This window comes from Pseudomonas sp. NPDC088890, from assembly GCF_044900155.1.
Classification (GTDB): domain Bacteria; phylum Pseudomonadota; class Gammaproteobacteria; order Pseudomonadales; family Pseudomonadaceae; genus Aquipseudomonas; species Aquipseudomonas urmiensis.
On the sequence record NZ_JBJDNG010000005.1, the window covers coordinates 256433 to 270015 of the forward strand.

9 protein-coding genes are annotated in these 13583 nt (G+C 62.6%); 4 read left to right on the forward strand and 5 right to left on the reverse strand.

Going from position 1 to position 13583, the window contains the following annotated elements:
- Positions 1-163 precede the first annotated feature (163 nt).
- From ACI2JX_RS13590 to creD, 4 genes are all read left to right on the forward strand, one after another.
- Entirely contained in the window at positions 164-670 is a 507-nt protein-coding gene (locus ACI2JX_RS13590; protein WP_186552749.1) for an ATP-dependent zinc protease, read from the forward strand.
- A gap of 179 nt (positions 671-849) precedes the next feature.
- Positions 850-1530 carry a two-component system response regulator CreB gene (creB, locus tag ACI2JX_RS13595; RefSeq protein WP_264235300.1) on the forward strand — a complete coding sequence of 227 codons (681 nt, stop codon included), beginning with the start codon at positions 850-852 and terminating at the stop codon, positions 1528-1530.
- A complete protein-coding gene (gene creC, locus ACI2JX_RS13600) occupies positions 1530-2963 on the forward strand; it encodes a two-component system sensor histidine kinase CreC (RefSeq protein WP_404690268.1) in 1434 nt (477 codons plus the stop codon). Before creB ends, creC begins: the two co-directional genes overlap by 1 nt.
- 102 nt (positions 2964-3065) lie before the next feature.
- A complete protein-coding gene (creD, locus tag ACI2JX_RS13605; protein WP_404690269.1) occupies positions 3066-4394 on the forward strand; it encodes a cell envelope integrity protein CreD in 1329 nt (442 codons plus the stop codon).
- Positions 4395-4531: 137 nt separating this feature from the next.
- Here creD and ACI2JX_RS13610 read toward each other — a convergent pair whose 3' ends face one another.
- From ACI2JX_RS13610 to aceE, 5 genes are all read right to left on the reverse strand, one after another.
- A complete protein-coding gene (locus ACI2JX_RS13610) occupies positions 4532-5155 on the reverse strand; it encodes a glutathione S-transferase (RefSeq protein ID WP_404690270.1) in 624 nt (207 codons plus the stop codon).
- 9 nt (positions 5156-5164) lie between these two features.
- Entirely contained in the window at positions 5165-5830 is a 666-nt protein-coding gene (msrA, locus tag ACI2JX_RS13615; protein ID WP_264235304.1) for a peptide-methionine (S)-S-oxide reductase MsrA, read from the reverse strand.
- A gap of 168 nt (positions 5831-5998) precedes the next feature.
- Positions 5999-8692 carry a putative bifunctional diguanylate cyclase/phosphodiesterase gene (locus ACI2JX_RS13620; protein WP_404690271.1) on the reverse strand — a complete coding sequence of 898 codons (2694 nt, stop codon included), beginning with the start codon at positions 8690-8692 and terminating at the stop codon, positions 5999-6001.
- Between the two features lie 274 nt (positions 8693-8966).
- Positions 8967-10610, reverse strand: coding sequence for a dihydrolipoyllysine-residue acetyltransferase (gene aceF, locus ACI2JX_RS13625; protein WP_404690272.1), 1644 nt, complete (start codon positions 10608-10610; stop codon positions 8967-8969).
- Between the two features lie 12 nt (positions 10611-10622).
- Entirely contained in the window at positions 10623-13268 is a 2646-nt protein-coding gene (aceE, locus tag ACI2JX_RS13630) for a pyruvate dehydrogenase (acetyl-transferring), homodimeric type (protein WP_368972234.1), read from the reverse strand.
- Positions 13269-13583: the final 315 nt, after the last annotated feature.

The following is a 13583-nucleotide window of genomic DNA, read 5'->3' on the forward strand; positions in this document are numbered from 1 at the left end:
GGTAATAAGCGGTTGGCAATGATAAGTGCGGCAAAGTCCTACGCCAAATGTCCAATGCCCAACGGATGGGACAAATGTTTCACATTATGTTGGATAAGCTTTGGCGACGAACCTCTCGCGCTTGTGCAGTCTAAGCACTGTCTCGTCTCAAGGAAGCTAGCCTGTGAAACCATTGCTTGCCCTGTTATCGCTGCTCGCCCTGCCGGTCATGGCGGCCGAGCCGACCCTGTATGGTCGCTACGAGTACATCACCTTGCCGGAAATTGGCGGCGAAACGCTCAAGGCCAAGATGGATACCGGCGCATTGACTGCGTCGCTGTCGGCCAAGGATATCGAGCGCTTCACCCGTGATGGCGAGGACTGGGTGCGTTTTCGCCTGGCCACCAAGGATGCCGACGGCAAGGTCTATGAACACAAGATCGCGCGGATCAGCAAGATCAAGACCCGCGCCGATGAAGACGATGAAGAGGGCGAAACGGCTGAGGCGGCGCGCCGGCCGGTGGTCGACCTGGAGCTGTGCCTTGGCGATGTGAAACGCACGGTCGAGGTCAACCTGACCGACCGCAGCAGCTTCAACTACCCGCTGCTGATCGGCGCCAAGGCATTGCGTGAGTTCAAGGCGGCGGTCAACCCGGCGCGCAGGTTCACCGCAGGCAAGCCTGATTGCTGATTGATGTCGCCTGCACTGGCCTCTTCGCGGGCAAGCCCGTTCCCACAGGTACAGCGCTGCGCCTGTAGGAGCGGGCTTGCCCGCGAAGAGGCCGCTACAGACCCCAAATCAATCCCGCACTTGCTACATTCCCCCCAATCCCCTAAAAGTCCTGCATTGCCCCAGCAAGGCCGGACGCCATGCCCCACATCCTCATCGTCGAAGACGAATCCGCCATCGCCGACACCCTGATCTACGCCCTGCAAGCCGATGGCCACAGCACCCACTGGGTCAGCCTCGGTAGCGCTGCGGTCGAGCGCCAGCGCCTGCAACCGGCGGATCTGGTCATTCTCGACATTGGCCTGCCCGACATCAGCGGCTTTGAAACCTGCCGCCAGTTGCGCCGCTTCAGTGAAGTCCCGGTAATGTTCCTCAGCGCCCGCGATGCCGAGATCGATCGGGTGCTGGGCCTGGAAATCGGCGCCGACGATTACGTGGTCAAGCCGTTCAGCCCACGCGAAGTGGCCGCGCGGGTGCGGGCCATCCTCAAGCGCATGGCGCCACGTGCTGAAGCGGCCAGTGCCGCTACCGCGTTTCAGCTCGACACCCTGCGCATGCAGATCGTCTACCGCGGCGAGACGCTGGCGCTGACGCGCCACGAATTTCGCCTGCTGCAATGCCTGCTCGAACAACCGCAGCGGGTGTTCAGCCGCGAGCAACTGCTCGATGCCCTGGGTGTGGCTGGCGACTCCGGCTACGAGCGCACCATCGACAGCCATATCAAGAGCCTGCGCGCCAAGCTGCGCCTGGTCGCCGCCGATGCCGAACCGATCCAGACCCACCGTGGTCTGGGTTACAGCTACAGCCCGGATCACGCCTGATGCGCTTGGGGATCCGGATCTTCCTGGTGTATTTCCTGTTCGTGGGGCTGTCGGGTTATTTCCTGCTCAATACCGTGCGCGAACAGATCCGCCCGGTGGTGCGCCAGTCCTCCGAGGAAACCCTGGTCGACACGGCCAACCTGCTGGCCGAGATCCTGCGCGATGACGTCAAGGCCGGCACGCTTGCGCAAAGCCGCCTGCCGCAATTGCTCGAATCCTATGGCCAGCGCCGCCCAGGCGCCGAGATCTGGGGGCTGGCGAAAAATCAGGTCAGCCACCGCATCTACGTCACTGATGCCAAAGGTAGGGTGCTGCTCGACTCTTCCGGTAACGACTTGGGCAAGGACTATTCGCGCTGGAACGACGTCTACCTGACCTTGCAGGGCCAGTACGGCGCGCGCTCCACGCGCAGCGACCCAGACGACGAAAGCACCTCGGTGATGCATGTGGCGGCGCCGATCATGGACGCGGGCAAGATCATTGGCGTGGTCACCGTGGCCAAGCCCAACAGCTCGTTGCAGCCGTATATCGATCGCGCCGAGCGGCGCTTGCTCAACCTGGGCTTAGGCTTGATTGGCCTGGGCCTGCTGGTCGGCGCGCTGCTGTCGTGGTGGCTGGCGCGCTCGTTGCGGCGCCTGACCCACTATGCCCAGGCGGTCAGCGAGGGCCAGCGCGCGGCGCTGCCGCATTACAAAGGCGGAGAGCTGGGGCAGTTGGCGACAGCGGTTGAGCGGATGCGCACAGAGCTGGCGGGCAAGGCCTATGTCGAGCGTTATGTGCATACCCTGACCCATGAGCTGAAAAGCCCGCTGGCAGCGATACGCGGCGCCTCTGAGCTGCTCCAGGGCGAGATGCCGGCTGAGCAGCGCGTGCGCTTTGCCAGCAACATCGAACGCGAAAGCGGGCGCTTGCAGCAGATGATCGAGCGCTTGCTCAACCTTGCCCAGGTCGAGCAGATGCAGGCCTTGGAAGATGAGCAGGACGTGGCCTTGGCGCCGATGGTCGATGAACTGCTGCTGGCACATGCAGCGCGGATTGAAAGCGCAGGCTTGCAAGTGCGTCAGCGCGTGCCGGTGGGGGTGCGGCTACGCTGTGACCCATTCCTGATGCGTCAGGCGCTGGCCAATCTGCTGGAGAATGCGCTGGATTTCACCCCCCAGGGCGGCGCGCTGTTGTTCGAGCTGGAACAGGCCGGGGAGCGAATGGCGTTGAGCCTGTTCAACCAGGGCGAGGCCATTCCGCACTATGCCATTGGCCGGGTCAGTGAACGCTTCTACTCCCTGCCGCGGCCGGGCAGCGGGCGCAAGAGCACCGGTTTGGGGCTCAACTTCGTGGCTGAGGTGATGCAGCTGCATGGCGGGGCATTGGCAGTGGATAACGTCGAAGGTGGCGTGCGGGTCAGGTTGTGGCTGCCGGCGCGGCGTATCGCCTAGCGCCGCGCTACCACACAATCTTCACAGACTCTCCACACACCCTCCCTAAGGGCTCCACGGACGCAGCACACACTGCGCCCATCGCAAACGGAGCCCTTGCCCATGAACAAAACCCTGAGTTTCAAGCTCGGCATGATCGCCTTGCTGATGTTGCTGCTGTTGATCCCGCTGCTGATGATTGGCGGCCTGATCGAAGAGCGGCAGACCCTGCGTGACAGCGTGCTGGCAGATATCGCCCAGAGCTCCAGCTTCGAGCAGCAGATATCTGGCCCCTTGCTGGTGGTGCCTTACCGCAAGTACGAGCGGCGCTGGATCGACAAGGACGGCCACAGCGTGCAGGAGACCACCACCGTCAACGGTCACCTGTACTTCTTGCCGGAAACCTTCGACGCCGAGATTGGCATCGACACCGAGCTGCGCTCGCGGGGCATTTATCAGGCGCGATTGTTCCACGCCAAAAGCCAGATCTCCGGGCACTTCAAGCTGCCAGAGCGTTGGGGCATCGACAAAGACTATGAAGATTACCGCTTCGACAAACCCTTCCTGGCTGTTGGCATCAGCGATATCCGCGGCATCGAGAGCAACCTGGAGCTGACCCTGGATGACCAGCGCCTGCCGTTCGAGGCCGGTACAGGGCTGGACTGGATGCGCGGCGGGGTACACGTCGCCCTGCCTGGGCTGGATGGGCAGAGCGCTCGCGAGTTCAGCTACGCCTTCGACCTCGCCCTGCAGGGCACTGGCCAACTGCATGTGCTGCCGGTTGGCCGTACCAGCAGTGTCGACATGCACGCCAACTGGCCGCACCCAAGCTTCGTCGGCAGCTACCTGCCGAGCCGCCGCGAGATCAACGCCGAGGGCTTCAAGGCGCACTGGCAGACCTCGTTCTTCGCCACCAACCTGGAAGATGCCCTGCTCCAGTGCGCCACGGTTGCCCAGTGCGCGGACTACAAGGAGCGGACCTTCGGCGTGAGCTTTGTCGACCCGGTTGACCAGTACCTCAAGAGCGAGCGGGCGATCAAATACGCACTGTTGTTCATTGCCCTGACTTTTGCCGGCTTCTTCCTGTTCGAAGTGCTGAAGAATCTCAGCGTGCACCCAGTGCAGTACGTGTTGGTCGGGGTGGCGTTGGCGTTTTTCTACCTGCTGCTGTTGTCGCTGTCCGAGCATCTTGGCTTTGGCCCGGCGTATGGCTTGTCTGCTTCGGCGTGTGTGTTGCTGATCGGTTTTTACCTGAGCCATGTGCTGCACAGCCTGTGGCGTGGGGTCGGCTTTGCGGCCGGGCTGGCGGTGCTGTATGCGATGTTGTTTGGGCTGCTTAGCGCTGAGGACTATGCGCTGCTGATGGGCTCGTTGCTGTGCTTTGGCTTGCTGGGTGTGTTCATGGTGCTGACCCGCCGGCTGGACTGGTCGCGGGTGGGGAGGTCGGCATGAGGGAGGATCGCGAAGTTGGGCGCTGGTTGGCCTGGAAGATTGGGCTGTTGTTTGCAGTGACAGCCAGATGAGCCAAGCCCGCTTCCACATGCTCTGAGACAGTGCGTGGGAGCGGGCTTGCCCCGCGATAGCGTCAGTCAGGCAACAGGCGTGGTGGCGACCATCGAAGGACGCAAAGCCACCTCGGCATACCAGGCAGCCAACCCCGGTTGCTGCTCGCGCCAGCCAAAGTCGGGCTGGCGCAGGTCCAGATAACCCAGCGCACAAGCCACGCCAATGGCAACGATATCGAAGCCTGACACCAGCTCCGGCAGATGCTCGCGCTCAAGGTTCGCCAGGCTCCGGCGGATCTTCTGCGATTGCGCTTCGATCCAGCCGTCCCAGCGTTTCTCAGGCGGGCGCAGGAACGTCTCGTAACGCAGCGAAACAGCCGCATCCATGATCGCATCAGCCTGCGAGGCCAGGGTCAGCCGCCGCCAGCGCGCCGAGCCTTCACGGGGGATCAATGGAATGCCCACATGCTGCGTGTCGAGGTACTCGCAGATCACCCGGCTGTCATGCAGCACGCTGCCATCTTCCAGGCGCAATGCCGGGATCTTGCCGATCGGGTTGCCTTGGTTGAGCTGCTCGTCGCCGGCCACCGGGCTGACATTGACCGCTTGCAGTTGCACCCGATCCAACTGCCCGGTTTCATGCAGCACCACCATCACCTTGCGCACGAACGGCGACAGCGGTGAGTGGAACAGGGTCATCGTCGCCATGGTTTGCCCTCAGTTGCCTTGCAGGCTAGGGGGCAGGCACACACCGGTACCGCCGATGCCGCAGTAGCCATCGGGGTTCTTGGCCAGGTACTGCTGGTGATAGGCCTCGGCGAAGTACACCGTAGGCGCCTGGGCGATCTCGGTGGTGATCGGGCCGAAACCGGCCTTGTCCAGCTCGGCCTGGTAGGCCGCTTTGCTGGCCTGGGCCTGCTCCAGCTGCTCAGGGCTGGTGCAGAAGATCGCCGAGCGGTACTGGGTGCCGATGTCGTTGCCCTGGCGCATACCTTGGGTGGGGTTGTGCAGCTCCCAGAACATCGCCAGCAGTTCGCCGTAGCTGACCTTGGCCTTGTCGAACACCACCAGCACCACTTCGGTGTGGCCGGTCAGGCCCGAGCAGACTTCTTCGTAAGTCGGGTGCGGGGTGAAGCCACCGGCATAACCGACCACGGTGCTGACCACACCTTCACGCTGCCAGAAGCGGCGCTCGGCACCCCAGAAGCAGCCCAGGCCAAAGATGGCGAAGTCGACATCGTCGAAGAACGGGCCCAGCAGGGGCGTATCTTCGAAGACGAAGTGCTTCTCTGGCAGGGTCATCGGCGTGTCGCGGCCAGGCAGGGCCTGTTCCGCGGTGGGCAGGACGTTTTTGTTCACCAGGATTTCCGAACGCAGGACCATGGCTGTTCCTCTGTTTTTCCAAGTCGGGAATGGGGTAGCCTTTTCGCGGGCAAGCCCGCTCCCACAGGTACAGAGCCAGGTTTGATGGCGGCGCGGTACCTGTGGGAGCGGGCTTGCCCGCGAAAAGGCCGACGCTGTCGCTAATAGTGCCCGAGTCAGAGGCTGCTGTCAGGCCATCGGTCCGCGCGGATAGCGCTTGAGTTTGTCGACCAGCTCACGCCCCGGAATTGGCCGGTCAAACAGGTAGCCCTGACCGACGTCGCAGCGGTGGCGACGCAGGAACGCCAGCTGTGCGGCGGTCTCGATGCCCTCGGCAACCACCTTCAACTTGAGGTTGTGGGCCATGGCCACCACTGCTGAGGTGATCTCCATGTCGTCCTGGTTGTCGGGAATCTCGTTGATGAAGCTGCGGTCGATCTTGATGATGTCGATGGGAAACTTCTTCAGGTAACTCAGCGACGAGTAACCGGTGCCGAAGTCGTCCATCGCCAGGGTCAGGCCCAGCGCCTTGAGCTCGTCGAGCTGGCGGTGGGTGTCCTCGGTGGCTTCCAGCAGCAGGCCTTCGGTCAGCTCCAGCTCCAGCAGGTGCGGCGGCAGGGCCTCTTCCTTGATGATGGTGCCAATCGAGCTGACCAGCTCGGGGTCGGAAAACTGCTTGGGCGAGAGGTTGATCGCCACATGCAGGTTGCCCATGCCCGCGTCGCGCAGTTGCTGGCTCATCCGGCAGGACTGGCGCACCACCCACTTGCCGATCGGAATGATCAAGCCGGTTTCCTCAGCCACGCTGATGAACTGGTCGGGGCGGATCATGCCGCGCTCTGGGTGGTTCCAGCGCAGCAGCGCCTCCAGGCCCAGCAAACGCCCGCTGCGCAGGCACAGCTTAGGCTGGTAGAACACTTCCAGCTCATTCTGGGTGAGGGCGCGCCGCAGGTTGTTTTCGACGAACAGCTTGTAACTGGCCTCGGCATTGAGCACCTCGGTGAACACCTGCACCTGGTGTTTGCCGTTGGCCTTGGCCTTGTGCAGGGCAAGCCCGGCATTCTTCATCAGCGTTTGCGGGTCGCTGCCATGCAGCGGCGCGCAGGCCAGACCTACCGAGGCGGTGACGTTGATCAGCTGGTTGTCGACGAACATCGGTTTGTCGAGGGTACGCAACAGCTGCTGCGCCACCGCCTGGCCGTCTTCCAGGCCGATATCATCGAGCAGCACGGCGAATTCGTTACTGGCGAAACGCGCCAGGATGCCGCCAGCGTGCAGGCTATTGCGTAGGCGCCGGGCGAGGCTGACCAGCAGCTTGTCACCGGTCTGGTGGCCGAGGCTGTCGTTGATCCGCTTGAAGTTGTCGATATCGACCAGCAGCAGGCAGATTGAGGTCTCTTGGTCGCGCGCGAAACGTTCATCGAGGTTGCGGATGAACGCCGGGCGGTTGCCCAGGTTGGTCAGGTTGTCGGTATAGGCCAGGCGCTCGATGCGCTGCTGGGCCAGCTTGCTCTGGGTGATGTCTTCGTAGATGCCGATGTAGTGGGTCAACTCGCGGTTGTCGCCATACACCTTGGAAATCGACAGCTGGCCCCAGTAGGGCTCGAGGTTCTTGCGCCGGCTCTTGAACTCGCCCTGCCAGCTGTTGCCCATGGCCAGGCTCGAAGGCGAGTCGAACAACAGTTCACTCAGGTTCTCCAGGGCGGGCAATTCCGACAGGCGGTGGCCTTGGACCTCATCGGTGCTGTACTGGGTAATGGCGGTGAAGCTTGGGTTGACGTACTCCACCACGCCGTCACGGTTGACCAGCAAGAACGCGCTGGCGCTCTGTTCCACCGCTCGCTGGAACAGGTGCAGGGCGCTGGCAGCGGTGCGCCGGTTGTGGTTGGTGATGACCTGGGCGAACTGGTCGGCCAACTCGCCGGCAAAGGCGATCTCATCGGACTGCCAGGCCCGCGGCGTGCCGGTTTGTTCCAGGCACAACACGCCGACTACCTGGCCATCGACGCGGATGCTGGCATCGAGCATGGCGTTGTTGGCGCTGGGGTAGAGGGTCTCGGCCATGTCGCGGGTGCGCGGGTCGTGGCTGGCATTGTGTGCGTCGATGGCGCGGCTGGCGTGCAGGGCGTCGAGGTAGTCGGGGAAGCGACTGGCGTCGATGGGCTCGGGCAGTCGGTGCTGCTGTTCCAGGCGATACCAGGCGCTGATCGGCTCCAGGCGCTGGTCATCGAGGTACCAGATGCTGGCGCAGTCGACCTTGTAGATTTCGCAGGCGCTCTGGGTAATCAGCTCGGCAGCTTCGAGCAACGAGTTGTCGGCGCTGTAGCGCTGGCGTGCCAGGCGCAGGATCAGGTCCTGCTGGGCGCGTACCCGCTCCAGGTGTTCGAGCTGCTCCTGCTGGGCGCGCTGGTTCAGTTGCAGGGCGATTTGCAGGCGGTTGTTACGCGTTTCCAGGTCGCTGGCGGCGAGGTCCGGAGCGTCTTCTGCAGCATCGTCGAGCACAGTCAGGTAGCCGCGCAGCAGTTGCCGGCCATGCTGCTTGTAGGCTTCGCCGACTTCAAGCAGGCGCAGTGGCTCGGGGCTGGCGTGCAGGGTGTAGCGCACCCGGTAGTGGCCGCGCCGGGTCAACTGCAGCTGGATCTCGTCGTGCAACCGGTAGCGGGCTTCTGGCTCCATCAGGCTGGCATAGGGCGAGCCGATCAAGGCGCAGAGGTCGGCGGCGGGCAGGCCGAACTGACGGTCGCAGGCGGGATCGAGGTACAGCATGGCCCAATTGGCTTCGTTGAGCCTTTCGAAACGCAGCATGCCGAGCCGCGAGGGCACGGGGAGCTGCGTGACGACCTCGGCCGCCACACGGCTGGCGGCATCGGGTTGGCTTTTCATCGAAGACTCGCTTGAAGAGGGTGGCGCAGGCCTGGTCGGTCGCGCATCTGGCAAGGTTGCATCATGTCCCGGAGGCTGGCAAGCGGCCATAAGGGATGCTGTGAACAGGTTGTCGGCAGGCTGAGTGAAGTCTGAAGGTTGCTGGGGTGGGTTGACGGCTAAAGCCGCTCTGGCCTGGGCAAAAAAAAGCCCCGCCAAGGGCGGGGTTGAGGTACGAGCGTGGCAGCTCGAAAGGGGGCCTGCCTTCGCGCTTGGGAAGGCAGGTTGTAACGCGTTACAGCAGCATGGTGCGGATATCCGCCAGCAGGTCGCTCAGGCGCTTGGTGAAGCGCGCAGCAGCGGCGCCGTTGATCACACGGTGATCGTACGACAGCGACAGCGGCAGCATCAGCTTGGGCTGGAAGGCTTTGCCATCCCAGACCGGCTGCATGGTGGCCTTGGATACACCGAGGATCGCCACCTCAGGCGCGTTGACGATCGGCGTGAAGCCGGTGCCGCCAATGTGACCGAGGCTGGAGATGGTGAAGCAAGCGCCTTGCATGTCGTCGGCCGACAGTTTCTTGGTGCGGGCTTTTTCGGCCAGCGCCGCAGCTTCGCCAGCCAGTTGCAGCAGGCTCTTCTGGTCGACGTTCTTGATCACCGGGACCAGCAGACCATCCGGGGTGTCCACGGCAAAGCCGATGTTCACGTACTTCTTGCGGATGATCGCCTTGCCGCTGGGTGCCAGCGAGCTGTTGAAGTCCGGCAGTTCCTTGAGCAGGTGGGCACAGGCCTTGAGCAGCAGTGGCAGCACGGTCAGCTTGACGCCAGCCTTCTCGGCCACTGCTTTCTGGGCAACGCGGAAGGCTTCCAGCTCGGTGATGTCGGCGGAGTCGAACTGGGTCACGTGCGGCACGTTCAGCCAGCTGCGGTGCAGGTTGGCGGCACCGACCTGCATCAAGCGGGTCAGGGCGACTTCTTCGACTTCACCGAACTTGCTGAAGTCCACCACCGGGATCGGCGGGATGCCTGCGCCACCGGTTGCACCAGCAGCTGCCGGTGCTTCCTTGGCCTTCTGCATCATGGCCTTGACGTAGACCTGCACGTCTTCCTTGAGGATGCGACCGTGCGGGCCTGTGGCTGCTACTGCACCCAGGTCGACGCCGAACTCGCGGGCCAGCTGACGCACTGCCGGGCCGGCATGGACCTTGGCGTTGCTGCCAGCCGCTGGAGCGGTGGCGGCCGGTGCTGGGGCGGCAGCGGGCGCTGCGGCAGGGGCAGCTGCAGGAGCCGCGTCAGCCTTGGCCGGCGCAGCAGCGGCTGGCGCTGGAGCCGGTGCGCCAGCAGCGGCGCCTGCGACTTTCAGCTTGAAGATCAGGTCGCCAGTGCCGACTTCGTCGTCCAGCTTGCAGATCACTTCTTCGATCACGCCAGCGGCAGGCGAAGGGATCTCCATGGAGGCCTTGTCGGACTCCAGGGTGATCAGCGACTGGTCGGCTTCGACGCTGTCGCCAACCTTGACCAGCACTTCGATGATCTTGGCCTTGCCCGACGAGCCGATGTCCGGCACGTGGATGTCCTGCACGCTGGCTGCAGCTGGAGCTGCGGCCTGGGCAGGCGCTGCAGCCGGGGCGGCAGCGGGTTTTTCTTCGGCGGCGGGCGCAGCAGGGGCGGCTGCGGCCGGAGCCTCGGACGCCGCAGCGGCGCCCTCGACTTCCAGCACCAGCAGCTCGTCGCCTTCTTTCAGGCGATCGCCCAGCTTGACCTTCAGCTCTTTGATCACGCCTGCCTTGGGGGCAGGGATCTCCATGGAGGCCTTGTCGGACTCCAGGGTCAGCAGGCTCTGGTCAGCCTCGATGCGGTCGCCAACCTTGACGAACAGCTCGATGATTTCACCTTCACCGCTGCCGATGTCAGGTACGCGAATGAGTTCGCTCACTTAAAATACTCCTCAGCAGTCCAGTGGGTTGCGCTTGTCCGGGTCGATGCCGAACTTGACGATGGCGTCAGCCACCACCTTAGGTTCGATCTCGCCACGGTCAGCCAAGGCTTCCAAGGCAGCCAGCACCACGAAGTGGCGGTCGACTTCGAAGAAGTGACGCAGCTTCTTGCGGCTGTCGCTGCGACCGAAGCCATCGGTACCCAGGACTTTGAACTCTTTGCTCGGCACCCACTGGCGGATCTGCTCGGCAAAGATCTTCATGTAGTCGGTCGATGCGATAACCGGACCCTTGCGACCGGTCAGGCACTGCTCGACGTAAGTCTGCTGTGGCTTCTGGCCAGGCTTGAGGCGGTTGGCGCGTTCTACGGCGAGGCCGTCGCGACGCAGTTCGTTGAAGCTGGTGACGCTCCACACGTCGGCGCCGACGTTGAACTCTTCACGCAGGATCTTCGCCGCTTCACGGACTTCACGCAGGATGGTGCCGGAGCCCATCAGCTGAACGTGGTGGGCCGCGTCCTTGGTGTCTTCCTCGAGCAGGTACATACCCTTGACGATGCCTTCCTCGACACCGGCCGGCATGGCTGGCTGCTGGTAGGATTCGTTCATCACGGTGATGTAGTAGAAGATGTCCTGTTGCTCTTCGGTCATCTTCTTCATGCCGTCCTGGATGATCACCGCCAGCTCGTAGCCGTAGGTCGGATCATAGGTGCGGCAGTTCGGAATGGTCCCGGCCAGCAGGTGGCTGTGACCGTCTTCGTGCTGCAGGCCTTCACCGTTGAGGGTGGTACGGCCGGCGGTACCGCCGATCAGGAAGCCACGGGTGCGGCTGTCGCCAGCGGCCCAGGCCAGGTCACCGATACGCTGGAAGCCGAACATCGAGTAGAAGATGTAGAACGGCAGCATCGGCTGGTTGTGGTTCGAATAGGAAGTGCCCGCAGCAATGAACGACGACATGGCGCCGGCTTCGTTGATGCCCTCTTCGAGGATCTGGCCCTTCTTGTCTTCGCGGTAGAACATCACCTGGTCTTTATCGACTGGCTCGTAGAGCTGGCCGACCGAGGAGTAGATGCCCAGCTGGCGGAACATGCCTTCCATACCGAAGGTACGGGCTTCGTCCGGGATGATCGGAACGATGCGCTGACCGATCTCTTTGTCCTTGACCAGCTGCGCCAGAATCCGCACGAAGGCCATGGTGGTGGAGATTTCGCGGTCGCCCGAGCCGTCCAGGATCGCCTTCAGGGTTTCCAGTGGCGGGGTCGGGATGCTGATGCTCTTCTCGCGGCGCTGTGGTACGAAACCACCCAGGGCGCTGCGGCGCTCGGCCAGGTAACGGGCCTCGGCGCTGCCTTCTTCAGGCTTGAAGAACGGCAGGTTTTCCAGCTCTTCGTCCTTGACCGGGATGTCGAAACGATCGCGGAAGTGACGCAGGCTCTCGACGTCGACCTTCTTGGTGTTGTGCGCGGTGTTCTTGGCTTCGCCAGCACCGGTACCGTAACCCTTGATGGTCTTGGCCAGGATGACAGTCGGCTGCTCTTTGTGGTTGACCGCCTGGTGGTAGGCCGCATAGACCTTGTACGGGTCGTGACCGCCACGGTTGAGCTTCCAGATCTCTTCGTCGGACAGGTCTTCGACCATGGCCTTGAGTTCTGGGGTGTTGAAGAAGTGCTCACGGACGAACGCGCCGTCCTTGGCCTTGTAGTTCTGGTACTCGCCGTCGATGACTTCGTCCATGCGACGTTGCAGGATACCGTCGACGTCCTTGGCCAGCAGTGGGTCCCAGAAACGGCCCCAGACCACTTTGTTGACGTTCCAGCCACCGCCACGGAACACGCCTTCGAGTTCCTGGATGATCTTGCCGTTGCCGCGAACCGGGCCGTCGAGGCGCTGCAGGTTGCAGTTGATGACGAAGATCAGGTTGTCCAGCTTCTCGCGGCCAGCCAGGGAGATCGCGCCCAGCGATTCCGGCTCGTCGCACTCGCCGTCGCCCATGAAGCACCAGACTTTCTGCTTGCCAGCCGGGATGTAGCCGCGCGCTTCGAGGTACTTCATGAAGCGTGCCTGGTAGATCGCCTGGATCGGACCCAGACCCATCGAAACGGTCGGGAACTGCCAGAAGTCAGGCATCAGCCATGGGTGCGGGTACGAGGACAGACCTTTGCCATCGACTTCCTGACGGAAGTTGTTCATCTGTTCTTCGCTGATCCGGCCTTCCATGAAGGCACGGGCGTAGACGCCAGGCGAGGCATGGCCCTGGAAGAAGATCAGGTCGCCGCCATGTTCTTCGGTCGGGGCCTGGAAGAAGTAGTTGAAGCCGATGTCGTACAGGGTGGCACTGGAGGCGAAGCTCGAGATGTGTCCGCCCAGGTCCGAATCCTTCAGGTTGGTACGCATGACCATGGCCAGGGCGTTCCAACGCACCAACGAGCGAATGCGGCGTTCCATGAACAGGTCGCCAGGCATGCGTGCTTCGTGGGTGACAGGGATGGTGTTGCGGTATGGCGTGGTGATGGCATACGGCAGCTGCGAACCACTACGGGTGGCCAGCTCGCCCATACGGGTCATCAGGTAATGAGCGCGGTCTTCGCCTTCTTTGTCGAGGACCGACTCCAGGGCATCCAGCCATTCCTGGGTTTCGATTGGATCGAGGTCTTGCATGGCTTGCTCCAGGGCGGAAAGGCCACCAGAATCGGGGGCCTGAGTTTGCGACTGGCCTTATGGGCAGACGTCGTGAATTCTTGGATTACCGGAGTGTGATCCGGCGCCGTGTAGTTTTACTACAAAAGCTTTCGCATTTCATGCTTTTAGACGGTCGGGGTAGTAGTAATACTACAGAAATGCGACGTTTGGTCGCACCCCGGGTTGTGAGGAAAAACGTTCATGTTGGTTGGCGGTGTGTTCGAGGCGGGTGATTCGTGATGTTTCTTGCCAATGATTCGACTATTTCAGCTATTTCCAACTTTTGTATGACAG